This is a genomic window from Streptomyces sp. CC53, from assembly GCF_001865245.1.
In the GTDB taxonomy this organism is placed as follows: domain Bacteria; phylum Actinomycetota; class Actinomycetes; order Streptomycetales; family Streptomycetaceae; genus Streptomyces.
Map to the genome: position 1 here is coordinate 1 of NZ_MKXB01000174.1, position 21,338 is coordinate 21,338.

The 21,338-nt window shown below is 71.3% G+C and carries 23 protein-coding genes; 5 read left to right on the forward strand and 18 right to left on the reverse strand.

Annotated features, from left to right (window positions below):
• The 7 genes from BJP40_RS21640 to BJP40_RS21670 form a co-directional block, all read right to left on the reverse strand.
• The coding region (locus tag BJP40_RS21640; RefSeq protein WP_143065981.1) for a hypothetical protein at positions 1-217 on the reverse strand (217 nt) is incomplete at its 3' end.
• 231 nt (positions 218-448) lie between these two features.
• Positions 449-1,231, reverse strand: a complete 783-nt coding sequence (locus BJP40_RS21645; protein WP_071281750.1) for a TIGR03936 family radical SAM-associated protein — start codon at positions 1,229-1,231, stop codon at positions 449-451.
• Positions 1,232-1,691: 460 nt separating this feature from the next.
• Positions 1,692-2,285, reverse strand: coding sequence for a hypothetical protein (locus tag BJP40_RS21650; protein ID WP_071281751.1), 594 nt, complete (start codon positions 2,283-2,285; stop codon positions 1,692-1,694).
• Positions 2,282-3,778 carry a HAMP domain-containing sensor histidine kinase gene (locus tag BJP40_RS21655; protein WP_071281752.1) on the reverse strand — a complete coding sequence of 499 codons (1,497 nt, stop codon included), beginning with the start codon at positions 3,776-3,778 and terminating at the stop codon, positions 2,282-2,284. The genes BJP40_RS21650 and BJP40_RS21655 overlap by 4 nt, the downstream gene beginning before the upstream one ends.
• The gene (locus tag BJP40_RS21660; protein WP_071281780.1) at positions 3,775-4,458 is read right to left on the reverse strand and encodes a response regulator transcription factor; all 684 of its coding nucleotides are present in this window, start codon (positions 4,456-4,458) and stop codon (positions 3,775-3,777) included. The genes BJP40_RS21655 and BJP40_RS21660 overlap by 4 nt, the downstream gene beginning before the upstream one ends.
• A 49-nt stretch (positions 4,459-4,507) precedes the next feature.
• Positions 4,508-6,118, reverse strand: a complete 1,611-nt coding sequence (gene murJ / locus BJP40_RS21665) for a murein biosynthesis integral membrane protein MurJ (RefSeq protein ID WP_371258679.1) — start codon at positions 6,116-6,118, stop codon at positions 4,508-4,510.
• Between the two features lie 308 nt (positions 6,119-6,426).
• Positions 6,427-7,599 (reverse strand): peptidoglycan bridge formation glycyltransferase FemA/FemB family protein, encoded by a 1,173-nt coding sequence (locus BJP40_RS21670; RefSeq protein ID WP_071281754.1) that lies wholly within the window; start codon positions 7,597-7,599, stop codon positions 6,427-6,429.
• A 239-nt stretch (positions 7,600-7,838) separates the two neighbouring features.
• Here BJP40_RS21670 and BJP40_RS21675 point away from each other — a divergent pair, with 239 nt between their 5' ends.
• On the forward strand, positions 7,839-8,999 hold the full coding sequence (locus BJP40_RS21675) for an Ig-like domain-containing protein (protein WP_371258678.1): 1,161 nt from the start codon (positions 7,839-7,841) through the stop codon (positions 8,997-8,999).
• 137 nt (positions 9,000-9,136) lie between these two features.
• Here BJP40_RS21675 and BJP40_RS32090 read toward each other — a convergent pair whose 3' ends face one another.
• The 5 genes from BJP40_RS32090 to BJP40_RS21690 form a co-directional block, all read right to left on the reverse strand.
• Entirely contained in the window at positions 9,137-9,373 is a 237-nt protein-coding gene (locus tag BJP40_RS32090; RefSeq protein WP_256220796.1) for a hypothetical protein, read from the reverse strand.
• 59 nt (positions 9,374-9,432) lie between these two features.
• Positions 9,433-10,266 carry a helix-turn-helix transcriptional regulator gene (locus BJP40_RS21680; protein ID WP_071281756.1) on the reverse strand — a complete coding sequence of 278 codons (834 nt, stop codon included), beginning with the start codon at positions 10,264-10,266 and terminating at the stop codon, positions 9,433-9,435.
• Positions 10,263-10,760, reverse strand: a complete 498-nt coding sequence (locus BJP40_RS21685) for a DUF6879 family protein (protein WP_071281757.1) — start codon at positions 10,758-10,760, stop codon at positions 10,263-10,265. Before BJP40_RS21685 ends, BJP40_RS21680 begins: the two co-directional genes overlap by 4 nt.
• The gene (locus tag BJP40_RS32095; RefSeq protein ID WP_079171352.1) at positions 10,744-10,953 is read right to left on the reverse strand and encodes a hypothetical protein; all 210 of its coding nucleotides are present in this window, start codon (positions 10,951-10,953) and stop codon (positions 10,744-10,746) included. Before BJP40_RS32095 ends, BJP40_RS21685 begins: the two co-directional genes overlap by 17 nt.
• A gap of 167 nt (positions 10,954-11,120) precedes the next feature.
• Positions 11,121-11,309: a hypothetical protein gene (locus tag BJP40_RS21690; RefSeq protein ID WP_071281758.1), complete on the reverse strand. Its 189-nt coding sequence runs from the start codon at positions 11,307-11,309 to the stop codon at positions 11,121-11,123.
• A 118-nt stretch (positions 11,310-11,427) separates the two neighbouring features.
• Between BJP40_RS21690 and BJP40_RS21695 the strand changes: the two genes are divergently transcribed.
• The 4 genes from BJP40_RS21695 (at position 11,428) to BJP40_RS21710 (ending at position 15,804) form a co-directional block, all read left to right on the forward strand.
• The gene (locus BJP40_RS21695) at positions 11,428-13,002 is read left to right on the forward strand and encodes a recombinase family protein (protein WP_107416830.1); all 1,575 of its coding nucleotides are present in this window, start codon (positions 11,428-11,430) and stop codon (positions 13,000-13,002) included.
• A 409-nt stretch (positions 13,003-13,411) separates the two neighbouring features.
• Positions 13,412-13,762 carry a hypothetical protein gene (locus BJP40_RS35810; protein WP_256220797.1) on the forward strand — a complete coding sequence of 117 codons (351 nt, stop codon included), beginning with the start codon at positions 13,412-13,414 and terminating at the stop codon, positions 13,760-13,762.
• An 810-nt stretch (positions 13,763-14,572) separates the two neighbouring features.
• Positions 14,573-15,007, forward strand: a complete 435-nt coding sequence (locus tag BJP40_RS21705; RefSeq protein ID WP_071281759.1) for a hypothetical protein — start codon at positions 14,573-14,575, stop codon at positions 15,005-15,007.
• A 212-nt stretch (positions 15,008-15,219) separates the two neighbouring features.
• Positions 15,220-15,804, forward strand: coding sequence for a recombinase family protein (locus tag BJP40_RS21710; protein ID WP_071281760.1), 585 nt, complete (start codon positions 15,220-15,222; stop codon positions 15,802-15,804).
• A gap of 730 nt (positions 15,805-16,534) precedes the next feature.
• Here the strand turns inward: BJP40_RS21710 and BJP40_RS21725 are convergent.
• The 6 genes from BJP40_RS21725 to BJP40_RS21745 form a co-directional block, all read right to left on the reverse strand.
• Positions 16,535-17,368, reverse strand: a complete 834-nt coding sequence (locus BJP40_RS21725; RefSeq protein ID WP_071281762.1) for a helix-turn-helix transcriptional regulator — start codon at positions 17,366-17,368, stop codon at positions 16,535-16,537.
• Positions 17,365-17,889 (reverse strand): DUF6879 family protein, encoded by a 525-nt coding sequence (locus BJP40_RS21730; protein ID WP_071281763.1) that lies wholly within the window; start codon positions 17,887-17,889, stop codon positions 17,365-17,367. The genes BJP40_RS21725 and BJP40_RS21730 overlap by 4 nt, the downstream gene beginning before the upstream one ends.
• Positions 17,873-18,079, reverse strand: a complete 207-nt coding sequence (locus BJP40_RS32100) for a hypothetical protein (RefSeq protein WP_079171356.1) — start codon at positions 18,077-18,079, stop codon at positions 17,873-17,875. Before BJP40_RS32100 ends, BJP40_RS21730 begins: the two co-directional genes overlap by 17 nt.
• Before the next feature lie 168 nt (positions 18,080-18,247).
• On the reverse strand, positions 18,248-18,436 hold the full coding sequence (locus BJP40_RS21735) for a hypothetical protein (protein WP_071281764.1): 189 nt from the start codon (positions 18,434-18,436) through the stop codon (positions 18,248-18,250).
• Positions 18,437-18,438: 2 nt separating this feature from the next.
• On the reverse strand, positions 18,439-20,364 hold the full coding sequence (locus BJP40_RS21740) for a TIGR03960 family B12-binding radical SAM protein (RefSeq protein WP_071281765.1): 1,926 nt from the start codon (positions 20,362-20,364) through the stop codon (positions 18,439-18,441).
• 67 nt (positions 20,365-20,431) lie between these two features.
• A partial coding sequence (locus BJP40_RS21745) for a CHAD domain-containing protein (protein WP_143065982.1) occupies positions 20,432-21,338 on the reverse strand: 907 nt, incomplete at its 5' end.

The window sequence follows — 21,338 nt, forward strand, 5'->3', positions numbered from 1 at the left end:
GGGCCGCTTCCGCGACGGCCTCGGCCGCGGGGGCGCCGGAGTCCGCGGCGGTCACGACGACGGTCTCCGCCACCGTGTCCGCGGCGGACGCGGCGACCGGCGGGCCGGCGGGCCGGGAGGCGGCCCTGCGGCGGCGGCGCGGGGGCAGCGTGTCGCTGGGCGTGTCGTTGTTCGTCTCGTCGGGGCCGGCGGTGCCGGCTTCGTTCACTTCGAGCATGCGGGCGGTTCTCCCGTCACGCTCCCGGGCGCCGCGTCGTGGTCCGGTCCGGCGGTCGCGTCGCGCGGTGCGCGGTGACCGTCGTCCGGGGCGCGGGCGCCGCACGGGAGCTCTGTGTCTGGCTCGCCGGTTCCGTACGCCTTCTGCGGACGGCCTGGCGAAAGTCTTCTGTCTGCACGCGGCCCGACCCAGGTGGCTCCCGAGTGCCAGGGCCGCGTTCGACGACCGTTCCTACGCGGAACCTGCACCTTCCGGCGCCGTCGCGACGGCGGTTCCGGCGGCCTTGGAGGGGGCGGCCGTGACTGCCTCGCGGTCGGGCGCGAGCGGGTCGGTCACCGTGCCGGACTCCTCGTCGAAGAGCCCCTGCGCCAGCCTGGTCACCGCTGCGGGGACCGGCGGCGCCAGGTCGGCCACAGCTCGGAGACCGGACAGGACGTCGTCGGGTCGGACGGCAGGTGTCACGTGCCGAACAACCAGCCGCAGTATCGCACAGGGCCGGTCCGCGGGCCTATCAGCCGGACCGGAATCGGCTTCGAGCCCCGCCACGGCGGCCCGGGCGTCGAAGGTCCGCAGCCCGTTCTTCGTCATCCGCTGCACGTCGACGGTTTCGGCGGCGAGGAACGCGGAGACGGCCCGCTGGGCGTCGGCGGGGTCGACCCCGTCGAGCCGCAGCTCCCACACGGAGGCGGTGAGCCGGTCGGCGAGCCCGGACGTGCGGGCCTCCACGGCGTCGATCACGTCGAGCCCGTCCGGCAGCGACTCGTCGAGCAGGGCGCGCAGCGCCTCGGGGTCGCGGGCCGCGGTGAGCGCGATCTCCAGGTACTCGGCCTCGGAGCCGGTCCCGGTCGGGGCGGCGTTCGCGTACGAGACCTTGGGGTGCGGGGTGAAGCCCGCCGAGTACGCCATGGGCACCTCGGCGCGCCGCAGCGCACGCTCGAACGCGCGCTGGAAGTCGCGGTGGCTGGTGAACCGGAGGCGGCCGCGCTTGGTGTAGCGCAGTCGGATGCGCTGCACCGCCGGTGCGGGCGGCGGGCCTACGGGCTGTCGCTTGCCCAGTGGTTCTTCTCCTCGGTGCGGGGCGGGCGCGGTCACGCTCCGCCCACGGGGTGCGGGCGGACCTCCCGGGGGGCCTGCCCGGGCCGTCCCCGCCGTGAGGGGGGGGGAGGCCTCGGGGGCGGGCGCCACGCCGGAAGCGGTCGTTCATCCCCCAGGGTACGCTCCGCGGCCGCGCGCTCCCCCGGCGGCCGCGGCCCGTCCCCCCTCCCGCCGGTGCCGGAAGCGCCCCGGGGAACCCCGGCGGCGGGCTTCCTCCCCGCTGCGGCGGTGGGGCCGGGGCCGGGCACCGCACGGACCGGCCCCCCGTGGCAGGCGTCAGCCTGCGGGGGCGCCCCGCACGGTCGGCAGACGTGGGGCGGGCGGCCCCGTACCGCTCGCCGCCCCCTGGGGCTCCCGCCCCCTCCCGTCCTGCCCGCGCTCAGCGTCCCGGCGGGGTGCTTCCGGCGGTCGGGGGCGGGTGCTGCCCGGGGAGGGCGCCGAGGTCGAGGTCCGCGTCGCACACGGTCCGCGCCAGGGCCCGGTCGGTGCCCCGCAGGCGCACCGGCGTGCGGCCCTCGGTGTCCTCGGCGAAGGCGACCGTGCACACGAGCTGCCGTACCGCCAGGTCGTCGAGGTCGCCGAGGGCGATCGGCAGCGTCACCTCCACCCCGCCGTCCGGCAGCGGTTCCGTCCGGGTGCCGCCTTCGAACGGCAGCTCGGGCAGGCCGTCGGTGAGCCCGGCCTCCTGTTCGTGCGGCAGCGGCCCCGCGAAGAGGGTCGCGACCATCCAGGACGCCGCCGTCGCCACCCCCGACGCGTCGGACAGGTCGGTGGCCGCGTCCTGGTAGCGGACCGACGGCGCCAACCCGCCGGACGGCGACCGGAGGAAGACGAACAGCCCGGTGGACGGGCGCGGGACCACCTTCACCGTCGCGGGGCCGCCCGCGTCGATGACGTCCGTCTCCGGGACGTCGCACCCGCCGAGCCCCAGCGCGGCGCACACGGCGAGCAGCGCCGCTGCGACCCGCCTCATGCCGGTGCCTCCCCCGGCTGCAGGGGCATCTCCACCGTGAACACGGCGCCGGTCCCGTCGGGGCCGTTCGCGGCCCGGAGGGTGCCGCCGTGCAGGCGGACGTTCTCCAGGGCGATGGCGAGGCCCAGGCCGCTGCCGGCGGAGCGGGCACGGGCCGCGTCGGCCTTGTAGAAGCGGTCGAAGACGTGCGGCAGCACGTCCGGCCGGATGCCGGGCCCCCGGTCCGAGACCTCGACGACCAGCCGCCCCGCCCCGTCGGCCCCCGCCGCGGCCCGCAGCCGTACCGTCACGGGGGCGCCGCCGTGCCGCAGCGCGTTGCCCACCAGGTTGGCGACCACCACGTCGAGGCGGCGCGGGTCGAGCCGGGCGCGGATGCCGTCCGGCAGGTCGGTGCGGACCTGCCCGGTCCAGTGCCGCTGCTCCAGCGTCTTGCGGACGGTCTGCGCCACGTCGACCTCGTCGGTGTTCAGCTCGGCGGCGCGCGCGTCGAACCGGGAGATCTCCATCAGGTCCTCCACGAGCACCGCGAGCTTGCCGGTCTCCGCGCTGATCAGCCGCACGGCCCGCGCGGTGTCGGGGTCGAGGCGGTCGGCGTCCTCGTCGAGGACCTCGGTGACGGCGAGCATCCCGGCGAGCGGGGTGCGCAGTTCGTGCGAGACGTCGGAGGCGAAGCGGCGGGCGCGCGCCTCCGCGCGGCGCAGTTCGCCCACGGACCGCTCGAGTTCGCCGGCCGACGCGTTGAACGTCGCCGCCAGGTCGGCGAGTTCGTCGCTGCCCCGGACCGGGATCCGGGTGTCCAGGCGGCCGCTGCCCATGGACCGGGCCGCCCCGCGCAGGTCGCGCACCGGGCGCAGCACGCTGCGCGCGGCGAGCAGCGCGGGCACGAGGGCGACGGCGAGGCCCGGCAGTGCGCCGTCCCGTGCGGCGACGACGAGCGCCTCCACGTTCGCCTGCTCCTCCGGCATCGGCATCACCGCGAAGAGGACGACCCCGGACGCCAGGGTCCGGCCTCCCCCCACCTCGAACGCGACGGGCATGCCGATGGTGAGGTACGGCACCCCGTCCTTGACGACCCGCTCGAAGCTGCCGTGCAGCGTCGCGTGGGCCCGGCGGCGCAGTTCGGGAGTGATCACCGTGGACGTGGGGCTGGTCGCGGAGGACACCCGCAGCGAGCCGTACTCCGCGTACACGTACCAGGGGCGCGGCTTGCCGGAGCGGGCGATGGCCCGCAGCATGCTGCGCTTGTCGTCCAGGTCGCGGTGCTGGAAGAGGACGACGTCGAGGTCGCGCACCTGGGAGCGGAAGGAGGACACCGCCGTGTCCTGCGCCGTGCCGAGGACCGCGTTGCGGGCCTCGCGGAAGGTGAGCGCGGCGGTCGTGGCCGCGCTGACCGCGGCGACCAGCAGGAACGCCAGGACGAGGCGGGTGCGCAGGCCGAAGGGGCGCCGCCGCTCACCGGGCGCTCCCCGCCACCGCGTGGGGCGGGGCCTCACAGCGGTCCGAAGCGGTAGCCGAAGCCCCGCAGGGTCTGTATGTAGCGCGGGCTGCCCGGCACGTCCTCGACCTTGTTCCGCAGCCGCCGCACGCACGCGTCGACGAGCCGGGAGTCGCCGTGGTAGCTGTGCTCCCACACGTGCTCCAGCAGCTGCTGGCGGCTGAACACCTGCTCCGGCGCGGCCGACAGGTGCAGCAGCAGCTTCATCTCGGACGGCGCGAGGTCGAGGCGCTCGCCGTCCTTGGTGACGGTGAGCCCCGCCCGGTCGATCGCCAGGGCACCGTGGAACTCGACGGCGGGGCGACCGCCGCCCGGTTCCTCGATCCGGCGCAGCACGGCGCGGATGCGGGCCTCGATCACCTCGATGCGGGCGGGCTTGACGATGTAGTCGTCCGCGCCGGCCTCCAGGCCCACCACCACGTCGAAGTCGTCGCCGCGGGCGGTGAGCATGATGATCGGCAGCTGGCTGTCGTCCCGTACCCGGCGGCATACCTGCACGCCGTTCATGCCGGGCAACATCAGGTCGAGGAGCAGCAGGTCGGGGCGGAACTCGCGCAGCGCGGCGAGCCCGGCCTCCCCGGTGGCCGCGGTGCGCACCTCGTGGCCGCGGCGGCGCAGGCCGAGCTCGACGCCCTCCCGCACGGACGGGTCGTCTTCGATAAGCAGTACACGGGGCATCAGCACAGCATCCAGAGGGTCGGGGTCGGCGGTCCGGTGTCGGGCCGGCTCATGGCGTGCGGCGGCGCAGCCGCGGGAGGGCCCTGGTGACGAGGGCGTCGATCCCGTCCAGCCGCAGCGGCCGGGCGAGCAGCAGGAACACGCAGGCGATCGCCGCCGCACCGGCCGCGGCGGCGACCGCGGCGCCTCCGGGCTGCGCCCACCGTGCGGCGCCGTGGCCGAGGGCCGTCGCCGGCACGGCGGCGACCAGCAGCCGCGCCTGCGCCGCGAGAGCACCCACGGGTGCGCGCCGGGGCGCGTCCGGGCCCGGCCCGGCGGCGCCCCGGGCCGCCAGTCGGCGGTGCAGGACGAGCGCCGTGACGGCCCAGCCCGCCCACAGCGCCAGCGTGTACCCGCCGGCGATGCCGGTGACCACCCAGCGGGCGGGCAGCAGGACGTGTGCCGCTACCGACAGGCCCGCGGTGAGCCCCGCGATGACGAGGTTCAGCAGGAACGGGGTGCGGGTGTCGGACAGCGCGTAGAACGCGCGGGACAGGACGTACTGCCCGCTGAAGGCGATCAGCCCCGGCGCGAACGCCATGAGCGTGCCCGCCATGACAGTGACGGCCCGCGCGTCCGTCTCGCCGTACTGGAAGACGAGCGTCATCAGGGGCTGGGCGAGGGCGAACAGCGCGCAGGCAGCCGGGACGACGGCGGTGGCCGTGGTGCGCAGCCCGTACGACACGTCGCGCCGCACCGCGATGGTGTCCCCGTCCGCGGCGGCCCCGCTCATCCGGGGCAGCAGCGCCGTCATGAGGGACACCGTGATGATCCCGTGCGGCACGGCCCACAGCAGATAGGCGTGGTTGTACGCGCTGAACCCGGCGCCGCCGTCGACGCCGGCTGCCTCGGCGCGCAGGCCCGCGGCCGTCGCCAGCCGGGTGGTGACCCAGTACGCGGCCTGGTTGGTGAGCACCAGCAGCACCAGCCAGCCGGCGTTCCGCAGCGGCCGGGTGAGACCGCTGCCGCGCCAGTCGAACCGGGGCCGGAAGCGGAAGCGGGCCGCGCGCAGCGCGGGCAGCAGCGCGAGGGCCTGGACGGCGATGCCCGCCGTGGTCCCCCAGCCGAGCAGCGCGGTCTCGGCGGCGCCGAGCGTGCCGCCGTCGCCGGCGGCGAAGGCCGCGAGATAGAGGCCGAAAACGGCGATGACGACGACGTTGTTGAGGACCGGCGCCCACATCATCGCGCCGAACCGCCCGCGGGCGTTGAGCACCTGCCCGAGCAGCGTGAACAGCCCGAGGAAGAAGATCTGCGGCAGGCAGTAGCGAGCGAAGGCGACCGTCATCGCGGTCTGCCCCGGCGGGTAGTCGGTGTACGCGTCGACGATTGCGGGCGCCGCCCACACCGCGGCCGCGGTGAGCGCGAGCAGGGCGAGCACGCAGACCGTGAGCAGCCGGTCGGTGTAGGCGGCGCCGCCGTCCTCGTGCTCCTTCGCCGCCCTGACCAGCTCGGGCACGAACACGGCGTTGAGGGCGCCGCCCATGAGGAGCATGTACACGATGGTGGGGAGGGAGTTGCCGACGGCGTACCCGTCGGCGACCGTCCCGACGCCGATCGCGGCGGCGACGACGGCGGACCGCACGAACCCCGTCGCCCGCGACACGACCGACCCGGCGGCCATGACGACGCCGCTGCGCAGCACGGACGCCGTACGGGACGGCGCCGACGCGGCCGGCCCGGAGACCGGCGCGGGGACCGGGGCGGGCCCCGCGGGCACGCGCGTTCCGGTGCCGGCCGGCCCGGGGACCCGGGGCGAACCAGAGGGGCCGGTGCCGGCCGGCCCGACGACCCAGGCAAGGTCGGTGGGGCCGGGCGCCCCGGTGGACGCTCCCGCACCGCCTGGTGGGGCACCACCCGGCACGTCCGCCGGACCCGTCGCGCCCCCGGTGCCCGCCGTTCCCTCCGTGCCGGCCGTGGCGCGCGCCGCGCTCACCGGCGCGCCATGTACGTCTGGAACGCGCGGTACAGCGCGTGGTTGGCCGTGCCGTCCAACGGTCTCTCCCACTCCCCCAGGGTCTCGACGACCTCGCCGCCGGTCCCCAGCTTCCAGCGCAGCAGCCCGTACGGGCGGTCGTCGGGGTCGAGGGTGGAGGGTACCCCGCGCATGTCGTAGACGTCGGCGCCGAGTGCCCGGGCGTCGAGCAGCATCCGCCACTGGAGCAGGTTGGAGGGCCGGACCTCGCGGCGGTGGTCCGCCGAGGCGCCCGTCTGGTACCAGACGCGGCGGCCCACCCGGACCAGGGTGTGCGCGGCGAGCGTCTCACCGCCGTGGCGGGCCAGGTACAGCGTCATCCGCCCCGGCTCCTCCGCGTTGAGGGCCGCGTACTGGCGCTCGTAGTAGGCGAGCGACCGGCCAAGGCGGAAACCGTCCCGCTCCTCCGTGATCCTCAGCAACCGGTAGAACTCCGGCAGGTCGGCCGCGCTGCCCACCACCACCTCCACACCGGACTTCCGGGCGCGCCGCACGTTGCGCCGCCACTCCTGGTTGAGCCCGGCCCACAGATCGTCGGGGGTGCGTCCGGTGAGCGGCACCCGGAAGACGTGCCGCGGCTGCGCGTCCCCGTCCTCCTCGCCGCCGCACCGCTTCCAGCCGCGCGCCCGCAGCCGCTCCGCGACGGCGGTGCCCAGCGGGTCCACCTCGCTCGCGAGGACGTCCGCGAGCCGCCGCCCCGGACCGGCCGCCGCCTTCACCCGCGCCGCGCTCCAGCGGCGGTACGCGGGCGAGGGGCCGATCCGTACCGCGAACGCGCCCTCGGCACGCAGGTACCGCAGCAGCGGGTCGAGCCACGCGTCCACGGCGGGGTCCGCCCAGTCGGCGACCGGCCCCTCCGGCAGGTAGGCGAAGTACTTCCGCGTACCGGGCAGTTGCCGCAGCAGCACCAGCGCCGCCCCGGACAGCCGCCCGGACGCGGGATCGGGCCCCCAGCCGACGAGCCGGCTCCGCCAGCCCTCCTTGACGTCCGCCCAGGACGGGCACTGCAGGAACGCGGCGCCCAGCGCCGCACCCCCGGGCGACTCCAGGAACCGGCGGTACGCGGCGGGCGTGAGGGGGCCCAGCGGGATGTCCCGGCCGCGGTCGGCCGTCACGAGCAGCGCTGACACGAGGGGAGCCTCTCTGTGGGGAACGCCCGGTCTCCCGGGGGACGCCGAGGATGCTCACAGCCGTCCGTGACCGCTCCGCGCGGCGAATGTGACCGGACCATGACCGTTCACCATCAGTCGCCGTCACACAGCCGAAGCGGCCCCCACCTGCGGTTTCCCCGGCCCTACAGTCCCGGTACCACCACTACTCGCGACAGGGGCGCCCCTTGGACCGGCTACGTATACGCACGGCATCGGTCGTGGCACTGCTCGTGCCGCTGGCCGCCTGTTCCGCACCGTCCGGGACGGGCACGCCACCCGCCGACGGCAAGCCCGCGGGGCGCGCCGCGGCCGAGGACCGCCCGGCGGTCGTGACGGTGACACCGCGCGGCGAGAACGTCCGGGCGGGCCGGCCCGTCACCGTCGCGGCGTCGGGCGGCAGGCTCACATCGGTCACCGTCACCGACGGGGAGGGCCGCACCCTCAGCGGGACGCTCGCCGCGGACGGGGCGAGCTGGACCTCGCGGCGCAAGGCCGTCCCGGGCGCCTCCTACACGGTCACCGCGGTGACGACGACCGCGGCGGGCGGCAAGGACACCGTGAAGTCCGCGTTCACCACGGCCGGGGCCGACAAGGTCAACAAGGTCGACTGGCGCCCCGGGGCGAACACCACCGTCGGCATCGGCCAGCCCGTGTCCCTCGTCTTCGACCACCCCGTCACCGACAAGGCCGCCGTCGAACGCCAGTTGAAGCTCACCACGTCGAACGGCACCGAGGGCTCCTGGGCCTGGCTGGAGGACCACTCCGGCCGCGACCGGGTCGACTGGCGGCCCAAGGAGTACTGGAAACCCGGCACCAAGGTCACACTGAACGCCGAGCTGGACGGCACGGACTCCGGCGACGGCGGCTGGTTCGTCCGCGACTACGCGACCAGCTTCACCGTCGGCGCCGCCCAGGTCGCGAAGGTCGACCTGGACCGCAAGCAGCTCACCCTGGTACGCGACGGGCGCGAGGTCCGCACGATCCCCGTCTCCGGCGGCACTCCCGGCGGCGACAAGCGCTCCTGGCGCGGCACCGCCGTGCTGATGGCCAAGGAGGGCACCATCAACATGAACTCGGAGACCGTCGGCCTCCGCGACGCGTACAACAAGATGGTCGACCACTCGATGCGGCTCACCTGGTCGGGCATGTACGCCCACGCCGCACCCTGGAACGACCAGTGGATGGGCAAGGCCAACAGGAGCTCCGGCTGCATCGGCATGAGCGACGCCGACGCCGCCTGGTTCTACGCCCAGGTCCGCCCCGGCGACCCGTTCGAGATCACGGGCAAGGACACCAAGGGCGTCGTCGCCCCGGGCAACGGCTTCGGTGCGTGGAACGTGCCCTGGACCGACTGGCGCGAGCGCAGCGCCCTGCGCTGACCCGGCGGGGAGCGGAGCGGAGCCCCCGGCCGCCCCACAGGACAGCCGGAGGCCCGCCGCGGGCAGTCGGCGGTCGGCGGTCGGCGGTCGGCGGTCGGCGGTCGGCGGCATGGTGCGACGCTCGGCCGAGCGCACCATCAGCGCCGCCCGTGCTTGCTCCGCAGGTGGGCCTGGAGGGCCACGTTCACATCCGAAGCCTTCGAGTAGTCGCCCACAGAGGTGGCGTTCGCTCTGCTCACCGCGAAGCCGAGGCACTCACGGCAGCCCGACACGGGGTCCGGAGGTGGAGACGGAAGGGACAGGTGTACGGGTCCCGACATGGTGGTCTGCTCGCTGCTCATCTCGTACGCCTCCCGTGCGTTCTCCGATGGCACGGCATCCTTGCCCGCCGGCACGGGGCGATTCGAGGTTCAGTCGCGTACTGGACTGAAGATCAGGACCGGAACGCCGTCGCCCACTCGGCCAGCCGTTCCCGCGCGTCTTCGCCGAAGAGGGCGTGTTCGTCGTAGCCGGCGAATTCATCGAGGTACATCCGGACGTCTCTCGGGTCGCGGAACACCATGACCCCGGCCGTCGTCTCCACCGTGGCCAGCCGCTCGTCGTACACGGTGAACGTGTTCAGCGGACACCCTGGCAGGCGCGTCTCGATCGGGAGCACGCCGAGACGCACGTTCGGCAGGTGGGTCAGGGAAGCCAGCCGGTCGAGCTGCACGGCCATGGCGTCCGGGGAGACGAACGGGGAGCGGGCCGCCTGCTCGGTGACGATGAAGGTCAACTTCTTCCGGCGGTCGTACAGGACCTCCTGCCGCTCCAGCTTCCTCGCCACGGCCTTGCTGTGGTCTCCGGGGATGTGGGCGAGGCTGGCCCTGATGTACTCCGGGGTCGAGAGCAGAGCCGTGAGCATCGAGAGCAGGAAGAACCGGAACTCTGTCGAAGACGCTTCGAGCCCGGCCAGCTCAAGCTGCTTCTTGTCCAGACCCTTCCGCCGCATCGAGCGCGCGTCCTGCCACTCCGTAGCGGCGATGCGGGCCAGTGCGGACACCTCCGCGACCAAGGCCGGCGGGGCGTCCGAAACTCTGAGGATGCGCTCTATGTCCACCAGGGACGGGCGCACCTTCCCGCTCTCGATCCGGCTCACCTTCGACTGCGACATGTTGCAGCGCGCGGCGAGCCGGTCCCCGGACAGACCGGCCTGCTTCCGCAGCTTGCGCAGTGTCGCGGCGAGTTCCTGGGAGGACTGGCCGAGCTGCTCGGGCTCGAACGTCACTCGGTCACGTACTCCAGGAACGGGACCGATTCCGCGAGGGCGATGCGCTGGTATTCGAGGAACGGGGCGGGGTCGCCCTCGTACAGCTCCCGCTCGATCTGCGTACCGTCGGCCTCGTACTTCATGAGGACGACCGTCGAGCGGTCGAACATCCAGAAGTCCTGGGCGTCGGGGAGCGGGTTCGGCCGGCCGGTGATGTCGAGGATGCGGATGTCCTCCCCCGCCGGGGCCTGGTGCTGGTAGTACCGCTCGAACTCGAACCGCAGGTAGTCCGTGAGGGGCCGGGTGACGATGTGGACGCGGCCCACGCTGCGGGTGCGGACCATGTCCGTCCATGCGTCCTCGTACGGTCCGGGGAAGCGGGCCCCCGCCTTGAATGCGGCGAACTCTTCCGCTTCCTGCGGTACGAGGTACTGCGGCAGGGTCTCAAGCCGCCAGGCTTCGGTCTGGAAGGTCTTGAACTTGTCCGCCCAGGCTTCACCATCCAAGAGCACGGACTGCCTCCCTCAGGACTTCCTCGGGGATCTCCACGAGCCCTTCCCCGGTGGGTGGGGTGAAGGCGGTGGACACGTCGCCCTGGACGACGAACGAGCCGGAGGCGGTCCGGTAGACGTTCGGGCAGTCTCCCTGCCCGCAGTTGCCGCCGTTGGTGTTTCCAGTGAGCGGTGTGAGTTCTTCGCGCGCCATGCTGAACCCCCTCTTGCGAGCCCTCTGCGGGCCGGTCGCCACGACCGTACGAGCAGGGCGGATACGCCGTCTATGCGGAAACGCGACTACGCGCGTTGTCGCATAAACCGGGCCCCAGGAACGCCGAGAGGCGCCCGGACCAGATCGTCCGAACGCCTCTCTACGCCCTACACCCACTCGACCGCCGAGACGATGCCCGGGTCCCGCCGAGGGGCGGGGAGCGGCGTGCGCCGCGTGGGGCGGGGAGCCTGCTCGCGCTCCTTCGCGCCGAGCCCTCGGAGGGCTTCGGCGCGGTCCGCCTCGGGTACGTCGGCAAGCGTCTCAGCCATCCGCTGGATGGCGTCGCCGCTGGTCACGGCTAATTCTTGACCGTGAGCGGCAGCAGCTTCTTGCCGGTCGGGCCGATCTGGATGGACGTGTCCATCTGCGGCCATAGCGAGACAGCTCAGTATCCAGCCTGTACGCTCCGCGACCATGAAGACGTACGACATCGAGAGCGAGTGGACCACCTCGGACCTGGCCCTCCTGGAGGACCTGAAGCGGGCGGAGGCACTGCTCCCCGAGGACGCCCCGCGCGCACTCCTCTCCGTCCGCCTGTCCGTACTTACGGAGGACACGACATCGCCGGTGCGGCAGGAACTCGACCTGCGTCTCCTGGCCAGAGAGAAGGGGTACCGCGTCGTCGGCGTCGCCTCCGATCTCAACGCGTCGGCGACGAAGGTTCCGCCGTGGAAGCGGAAGGAACTCGGGGAGTGGCTCAACAACCGGGCCCCGGAGTTCGATGCTCTGCTCTTCTGGAAGCTCGACCGCTTCATCCGTCGCATGACGGACCTGTCCACGATGATCGAGTGGTGCGAGCGGTACGGGAAGAACCTCGTGTCGAAGAACGACGCGATCGACCTCAGCACGACCGTGGGCCGGATCATGGTCACGCTCATCGGCGGCATCGCGGAGATCGAGGCGGCGAACACGTCGACCCGCGTGATGTCGTTGTGGGACTACGCACGCACGCAGGACTCATGGCTCGTCGGCAAGCCGACCTACGGCTACGTCACGACGAAGGCGGACGGCAAGCCGGCACTCGCCATCGAGCCGAGCGCACACAAGGCACTGCACTGGGCCCGGCGCATGGCACTCCGGGGCGTCTCCGCCCGCCGCATGGCCCTCTGTCTCGTCCGCTCCGGCCTCATGTCGGCAGGACTCACCACGTCGACTCTCCTCCGCCGCCTTCGTAACCCCGCACTCATGGGGTACCGGGTCGAGGAGAACAAGCAGGGCGGGAAGCGACGGAGCAGACTCGTGCTCGGCAACGACGGGAAGCCGATACGAGTCGGCCCTCCGATTTTCACCACGGAGGAGTTCGAGACCCTTCAAGCGGCACTCGACCGCCGGGGCAAGAACCAGCCCACCCGGCAGACGGGCGGAGCAACACAGTTCCTGGGAGTCCTGATCTGTGTCGACTGCTCGACCAACATGACCGTGCAGAAGAACATGAGCAACGGCCGGAGCTACACCTACCTGCGCTGCGGCAAGTGCAAGGGCGGCGGCCTCGGAGCACCCAACCCGCAGGACGTGTACGACGTCCTCGTGGGCGACGTGCTCCGCGTCCTCGGCGACTTCCCCGTCCAGGTCCGGGAGTACGCGAAGGGAGCCGAGGCACGCGCGGAAGTGAAACGGCTCGAAGATGCCATCTCCTACTACATGGCGGAGCTCGAACCAGAGGGCCGCTTCTCGAAGACACGGTTCACTCGCGAGCGAGCGGAGAAGACGCTCGACAAGCTCACGGAAGAGCTGAACGCCATCGATCCCGAGACCACGCAAGACCGTTGGGTCCTCGTGCACAACGGCAAGACCTTCCGGGAGATGTGGGAAGCGGGCGGCATGGAGGCCATGGCCGAGGACCTTCGCCGCGTGGGCGTCACGTGCGAGGTGACTCGCACGAAGGTCAAGGGGGTGCGCGCCCCGTCCGTACACCTGCGGCTCAAGATCCCGCGCGACGTCCGCGAACGACTGGTCATCCAGGGTGACGACTTCGCCGCAAGGCTCTGACGAGGGAGCAGGGACAGCCATCTCCGGGCGGCTCGGTCAGCCAGACCCGGAGGTGTTCCGGCTTGACGGCCGGTGCAGGCTCCGGATAAGAAGATTCTCCCGCTCCTTCTGGGAGCGGACACCGTAGCTCCCGCCGTTCAGCGGCGGTAGAGCTGGCCACTCCGTGAGGGGCCGCGATCCCGAGGGGCTCGCAGGGACGTCGAGGACATCCCGAAGCGCAGGACGGTACTGCGCGACTTCCACCCAACGCTGAGGCGCGGCTCCGTGCTGCCCTCGGCCAGCGCCAGGAGTCGCCAGCCCTTGAACATCACGATCGAAGTCGTCTGGACTTGTGAGGTCTGCGCCTCACCCCTCGTCGAGGGAGAGAGGCACGACTGCGGCCGTGCCCCGCAGGAAGGGGGTGCGACCGGTGGCTATCAGCTTCGGCCATGACCGCTTGTGGGGCGCAGTCTCCCAGCACGAGTACCGGCGCATGGCGCAGAACCCAGGACACACTCTCGCCTACCGCGTGCACTTCTCCGCCATCGGATGGGCGGACAGGCAGGGACACGCAGGCTTCGAGCCCGGCCGGCTGGCCACCCTGCTGGGCAAGAACGGCAAGCCACTGTCCGACCAGAGCACCCGCAACGCGGTGGCCCGCGCCAAGGAACTGGACCTTGTGTCGCCCCGTTCCGGCGCCGCCTGCCTCGTCCTTCCTTCCCACCTGTTCCAGAAGGGAAAGGGTGCACCGGTCCCCTGCCGACTCCATCAGGACCGGTGACCACACGCGGTACGTGTAGTCAGGGCACGTCTGGCGTATACCGGCACGGCACCCGACCTGCGCAAACGTTCGCGTGCTCTCTTATCTATTTGGCTCCAGTGCAGTGCGGCCCCTGTCGGGGCCGACTGAGGAAGGCCGCGAGGACCAGCCGCAAGGGAAGCAAGGGGCGCGGCAGCGCCCCACAGGGGCAGGGCAACGGCGAAGAGAGAAGCGGCAGCGGGCGGCCTACCGGCCGCCACAGTCGCAGCACTCAACAACAGTGCGGCCCCGGCAGGGGCCGACAGGAGCAAGCCAGCAAGACCCGTGGGGGCGCTACCGCGCCCCACTGCTTCATCCGTAAGGCCCTGTTCCTTGCAGGCATCCGCCGCCGCGAACGAGCCAGGGCAAAGCTGTGACCAGGCCATACGTCCCGCCATGGCAGCCTGCGGGCAAGGCAGACGGACCCTGAAACCGTGGCGGAGTCTTGGCTGCTAAGACATGGCGGTCGGACTTGCCCCCTTCAGAGGGGCATACCCCCATGGGTGTCGCCCTCCCCCTGCCGTCACGTCTGTCGGCCATCGACCGGCGGACGGCTGTGCGCTGGCATGAGCGCCAGGCGGGGGCGCACGCCTGGGCCTTGCCGGTCGCACACCGGGGCAGGCCGCGAGACGGGCGCGAAGCGCCTTGCTGTGAACGAAGGGGCAAGTGTCTGTACGCACTTCTTTGGTCCCCGCCGCACCAGGATCTTCTGGGCCCACGGAAATACCAGGTTGATTCAGCTCCACCCGGGGTGCTCCAGTTGGCACCGCACGAAAGGTTGGCCCCATCCGTATGACGAACCCACCACCTGAACGCACCCTCATCTACGCCGTCGATCTGACGCCCGAGAACGTTCGCGCCCTGGAGACGTTTCTCAACGCGCAGTTGGGGCGAGTGTCCGAGGAGATCGGTGAGACCGGCGAGACCTCTTTCGCGATGCGGTCCCTGCTCATCCTGGTCAGCGACTCAGCGGGCTTCCTGCACCAACTCCTCACGGTGGAGCGGCCCGAGCCGTGGCAGCGCGCTGCGATCGTGCGTGAGTGGCAGCGGCTCCGCAGCACCGCCCTCGACTTCAACCACTGCGACGGCTTCGACTACGACCGCTGGTGGAAGCAGATACGGCACTACGACGCCGCCGACGAAGCCGCCGAGGAGGAGCGAATCCGTCACTTCGCCACTCTGTACCCCTGGACGGACGATGAAGCTGACCAGGGCAAGGAGGATTAGCGAGACACTCTGCCCCCTACCAGTGAAGTCACCCGATCACGACGGGTGCGACAGTCGCCCCACACAGGCCAGCGTGGACCGTCCCGAAAACCAAGGTTTGTGAGACGAGAGACGGAGCGCCCCTCACAGGGGTGCAGCCCTGTTCAAAACCCGTCTCGGAACCCCCGCCTCGGACTTGATCTTTTGAGACGAGTTCTGAGACAGTCCGCGACATGACGACGAACACCACCACCGGCCAGTTCATCGGTTACGCCCGCGTCTCCACCGACGACCAAGAAGCGCAGTTGCAGCGCGACGCGCTGACGGGCGCGGGGTGCGCCCGCATCTTCGAGGACAAGGCCAGTGGCAAGAACACCGACCGGCCACAGCTCGCTGCTGTACTGGACTACGCCCGAGCGGGCGACGTCCTGTGCGTGTGGAAGCTTGACCGACTCGGCCGGTCGCTCATCGACCTTGTGTCCATCGTCGATGGCCTGCGCAAGCGCGGCATAGGGTTCCGCGTGCTCGATGGTGCGCTCTCCTCTGTCGACACCACGTCGGCCGACGGCCGCCTGTTCTTCCAGATCATCGCCGCCATGGCGGAGTTCGAACGGGCACTTATCAAGGACCGCACGCGGGCCGGGCTGGAAGCGGCCAAGGCGCAGGGCCGTACCGGCGGCCGGCCGGCCGTGGTGGACGAGGACATACTCACCGCAGCCCGCGCCAGGAAGGCCAAGGGCGAGAGCGTCAGCACCATCGCCAAGGCTCTCGGAGTCTCCCGAGCCACGCTGTACCGGCACCTGGGAAAGAGCGCCTGAGGCAGGCGCACAGCAGTTCAGACAGGCCCTCGATTCTACGCCGGGGGCCGTTGTCGTGTACAACGTTGTCTGACGGCTGCAACGATGCTGGCCCCTGCCGACCACGGGGAAAGTCGACAGGGTCCAGCACAGGGGCGCATGTCGCTCACGCTGCACCCCTTCCAGCGCACCTCTGGTCTGTGGTGCTTGCCGTCCCTCAGCGCGCCGGGGATCTGTCTTGCTCGGCCCGCACGACCATGGCGAACGACGTACAGACCCGCCGGAATCCACGGTGGTTACTCAGGCCAGTGTGACTCATGCACTCGACATCGACCGCCGCACTGTCCGTCGACGGCTCCGCCTTCCACGTGCAGTGCAGGCACTCCGCCTCGAAGGTCACGTCCGTGTCCGGATGCTGCGTGATCCGGTGCGTCACGAACCGCAGGACCGCGCGCGACATCACTCGGCCCCGTGGTCTTCCCGGAGGTGCGTGCGGAGCACGACGTTCGCGTCCGTCGCCTTCGAGTAGTCGCCGACCGATCGGGCATTGGCTCGGGTCACGGCGACGCCGAGGCACTGCCGACATCCCGCGACAGGGTTCGGGTCTCCCTCCGAAAGGGTCAGGTTCACTGGCCCTACCATCGTCGTCTTGGGCGTGCTCATCCGTGCGACCTCCCGACTGTTCGCCTGCCGAAGGATGATCCCCCGGGGAGCGCACGGGATGGCGCTTCAGTCGCGTAGTCGACTGAAGTCATGCACGGCAAGCGTCGGACCACTCGGTGAGCCGTGCCCTCAGGTCTTCGCCGAAGAGGGCGTACTCCTCGTACCCGGCGAACTCCTTCAGGTACGCCTGAACATCTCGGCCGTCGCGGAGCACGAGACTTCCCGCCGTCGTCTCGATGGTGACCAACGCGGCATCGTAGATGGTGAACGTACTCAGAGGGGTTCGGGGCGTCGGTGCTCCTACGGGGATCACCCCGATCTGAACGTTCGGGAGGTAAGACAGGGACGCCAGCCGGTCCATCTGCTCGGCCAGTGCCAGCGGGGCGACGACCGGCCAGCGAACCGCCTGCTCGGTCAGAACGAACGTGAATCGCTTCGAGGCGTCGTAGAGGACGGCTTGCCGTCCCAGCTTCCCCACCTCTGCCTTGCTCGTGTCGGCCGTCGAGTGAGCAAGGCTCGCCCGTACGTACTCCGGTGTTGCGAGCAGCCCGGTAACCATCGAGAGCAGGAAATAGCGCATCTGCGTAGAGGACGCTTCGAGCGACTTCAGTTCAGCCTGTCTCGTACCGAGCCCCTTGCGCCGAAGCTCTCGGAGGTTCCGCCACTCGGTGTTCGCCATCCTGGCAAGGGCAGAGACCTCGGCGACCAGTTCCGGTGGAGCGTCCAGCGCTCGCAAGATCTGCTCGACGTCGACCAGGGACGGCCGTGTCCGGCCGTTCTCGATGCGAGACACTTTCGACTGGGACATGTTGCAGCGCGCTGCGAGCCGGTCCCCTGAGAGGCCGGCTCGCTTGCGCAAGTCCCGAAGCAGAGAGGCGAGTTCGGTGCCAGACTCGCCAAGCTGCTCAGCTTCGAACGTCACTCCGTCATGCGCTCCGCGTACTCCAGGAAGGGAACTGACTCGACAACGGCGATGCGCTGCCACTCGATGAAAGGCGCAGGGTCACCCTCGTACAGCTCCCGGCTGATCTGCGTGCCGTCGCCCTCGTAGTGCATCAGGACGACCGTCGAGCGGTCGAACATCCAGAAGTCCCCGACTTCCGGCAACGGGTTCTCTCGCTCGGTCACGTCAAGGATGCGGATGTCCTCCCCAGCGAGCACGTGCGGGGCGTAATACCGGGAGAACTCGAAGCGCAGGTACTCGGAGAGCGGTCGAGTCAAGACGTGCACTCGCCCCTTGCTCTTGCCCTCGCCGCGCAACCGCTTCAGGTCTTCCGTGTACGCGGACGAGTAGGCGTGCGGGTCGACGCGTTTACCTGCCCGGAAGGCTTCGAGCTCTTCCGCCTCCTGCGGCACGAGGTACTGGGGCAGGGTCTCCAGCCGCCACGCTTCGGACTGGAAGCCCCGGAGCATCGCCCGCCACTCGTCACCATCCAAGAGCACGAACGGCCTCCTGAAGAACGCTCTCGGGGATCTCCACGAGCCCTTCCCCCTGCGGGGGAGTGAAGGCGTCGGACACGTCGCCCTGAACCACGATGGAGCCGGAAGCGGTGCGGTAGACGTTCGGGCAGTCGTCCTCTCCACACGTGCCGTTGCCGTTGCCAGTCAGCCGAGTCAGTTCTTCGCGTGCCATGCGGAACCCCCTTGACTTGTCGGCCCGGGCGGGCCGCCTGAGAGGACCGTACGGAGGCCGCTCGCGGCCGTCCATGCACGGACGTGACTCATGCACGTTGTCGCATAAACAGGATCCCACGAACGCCGAGAGGCGCCCGGACCAGATCGTCCGAACGCCTCTCTTCGTCTACACCCACTCGACCGCCGAGACGATGCCCGGGTCACGCCGAGGGGCGGGAAGCGGCGTGCGCCGCTCACGGCGGGGAGCCTGCTCGCGCTCCGTCGCGCCGAGCCCTCGGAGGGCTTCGATGCGGTCCGCCTCGGGTAACTCGGCAAGCGCCTCAGCCATCCGCTGGATGGCATCGCCGCTGGTCACGGCTACTTCTTGACCGTGAGCGGGAGCAGCTTCTTGCCGGTGGGGCCGATTTGTATAGCCGTGTCCATCTGCGGACACACCCCGCAGTCGAAGCACGGCGTCCAGCGGCAGTCCTCGACCTCGGTCTCGTCGAGGGAGTCCTGCCAGTCCTCCCAGAGCCAGTCCTTGTCGAGGCCCGAGTCGAGGTGGTCCCAGGGCAGGACCTCCTCGTAGGTGCGCTCGCGGGTGGTGTACCAGTCGACGTCCACGCCGTACTCGGGCAGCGTCTTCTCGGCGCACTCCATCCAGCGGTCGTACGAGAAGTGCTCGCGCCAGCCGTCGAAGCGGCCGCCGTCCTCGTACACGGCGCGGATGACGGAGCCGATCCGGCGGTCGCCGCGGGACAGCAGGCCCTCGACAATGCCGGGCTTGCCGTCGTGGTAGCGGAAGCCGATGGAGCGGCCGTACTTCTTGTCGCCGCGGATCTTGTCGCGGAGCTTCTCCAGGCGGGCGTCGGTCTCCTCGGCGGAGAGCTGCGGGGCCCACTGGAAGGGGGTGTGCGGCTTGGGGACGAAACCGCCGATGGAGACGGTGCAGCGGATGTCGTTGGACTTCGACACCTCGCGGCCCTTGGCGATCACGTTCGCCGCCATGTCCGCGATCTGCAGCACGTCGTCGTCGGTCTCCGTGGGCAGGCCGCACATGAAGTACAGCTTCACCTGGCGCCAGCCGTTGCCGTAGGCGGTGGCGACCGTGCGGATCAGGTCCTCCTCGGAGACCATCTTGTTGATGACCTTGCGCATGCGCTCGGAGCCGCCCTCGGGGGCGAAGGTGAGGCCGGAGCGGCGGCCGTTGCGGGTCAGCTCGTTGGCCAGGTCGACGTTGAACGCGTCGACGCGGGTGGAGGGCAGCGACAGGCCGATCTTGTCGTCCGTGTAGCGGTCGGCGAGGCCCTTGGCGATGTCGCCGATCTCCGAGTGGTCGGCGGAGGAGAGGGACAGCAGGCCCACCTCCTCGAAGCCGGTGGCCTTGAGGCCCTTGTCCACCATCTCGCCGATGCCGGTGATGCTTCGCTCCCGCACGGGGCGCGTGATCATGCCGGCCTGGCAGAAACGGCAGCCGCGGGTGCAGCCGCGGAAGATCTCGACGGACATGCGCTCGTGGACGGTCTCCGCGAGCGGCACGAGGGGCTGCTTGGGGTACGGCCACTCGTCCAGGTCCATGACGGTGTGCTTGGACACGCGCCACGGCACGCCGGAGCGGTTGGGCACGACGCGCGCGATGCGGCCGTCCGGCAGGTACTCGACGTCGTAGAAGCGGGGCACGTACACGCCGCCGGTGCGGGCGAGGCGGAAGAGCAGCTCCTCGCGGCCGCCGGGGCGGCCCTCGGCCTTCCAGGCGCGGACGATGTCGGTGATCTCCAGCACGGCCTGCTCGCCGTCGCCGATGACGGCGGCGTCGATGAAGTCCGCGATCGGCTCGGGGTTGAAGGCGGCGTGGCCGCCGGCGAGCACCACCGGGTCGTCGACGGTGCGCTCGCGGGCCTCCAGGGGGATGCCCGCGAGGTCGAGCGCCGCGAGCATGTTGGTGTAGCCGAGCTCGGTGGAGAAGCTGAGGCCGAAGACGTCGAAGGCGCGGACCGGGCGGTGCGAGTCCACCGTGAACTGCGGCACGTCGTGCTCGCGCATCAGCTGCTCAAGGTCCGGCCACACGCTGTAGGTGCGCTCGGCGAGGACGCCCTCACGCTCGTTGAGTACCTCGTAGAGGATCATGACGCCCTGGTTGGGCAGTCCGACCTCGTACGCGTCGGGGTACATGAGCGCCCAGCGGACGTCGCAGGCGTCCCAGTCCTTGACGGTGGAGTTGAGCTCGCCGCCGACGTACTGGATCGGCTTCTGCACATGCGGGAGCAGCGCTTCGAGCTGTGGGAAGACGGACTCGGCAGACATCGGAACCTTCATCGTCTGGCAGGGGCGACTCTCTAGCGTAACGCCCTTCGGAGCCGCCCCCCGCCCGTCAGGTGTCGAGGCCGCGTACGGAGACGCGCCGCCACAGCTCGGGCAGCTCCTGTTCGCGGGCCGCCGCGGCGGCTTCCTCCCTGCCGTACAGCAGCCCCCACGGGAAGGACGGCTCGCCGGCGGCGTGGGCCTGGACGGCGAGGTCGCGCAGGGCTTCGCGGGCGACGACGCTGTCCTGGTGGTCGCCCAGGCAGTCCTGGACCTTCTTGAGCCGTCGCACCAGGCGTTTCGCGGGTTTGCCGAGCGCGGGGCGGGCGAGTTCCGCGGCGTAGCGGGTGCGTTTGGCGGCCTTGCGGGCGCTGTGGAGGGCGAGGTCCCGGTCGGGTCCCGGCGGGAGCGACAGGGCGTGCTCGACCCGGTCGGCGAGGCGGGCGTGGTCCTTGAGGACGGCGGCGGCGAGGACGGTCCCGGGGTCCTTGGCGGCCTTGCCGCGCAGGGGCGGGTCGGTGAGGAGGGCGTCCAGGGAGTCGAGGAGGGAGAGGTAGCGGGGGCTGTCGAGGACGTCCAGGGTGCGTCCGTGGGAGTCGGCGCTGCGCGCCGCCGACCAGCGGCGCAGGCGGCCGCGTACGGGTCCGAGGAGCAGGGGGCGGGGGACCGCGTCCAGGGCGGTGCGCAGGCGGGCCTCCAGGACTTCCTGGTCGCGTTCGGCGCCGAGTTCCCGGCCGAGCCAGCGCAGTTCCTCGATGAGGGGGTCGGTGGCGGTGCGGTCGAGGAGGGAGCGGAAGCTGCGCAGGGCGCTGCGCAGGCGGCGGCTCGCGACGCGCATCTGGTGGACGCCGTCGGGTTGGGAGCGGCGCACGGCGGCGTCGTGGGTGAGGAGGGCGTCGGCCTGGGCGTGGAGGTGGGCGAGGACGTGGTCGCCGGCGGTTTCGGGGGCGGGGGGTGCGGTGGTCGTGGGGGCGGCG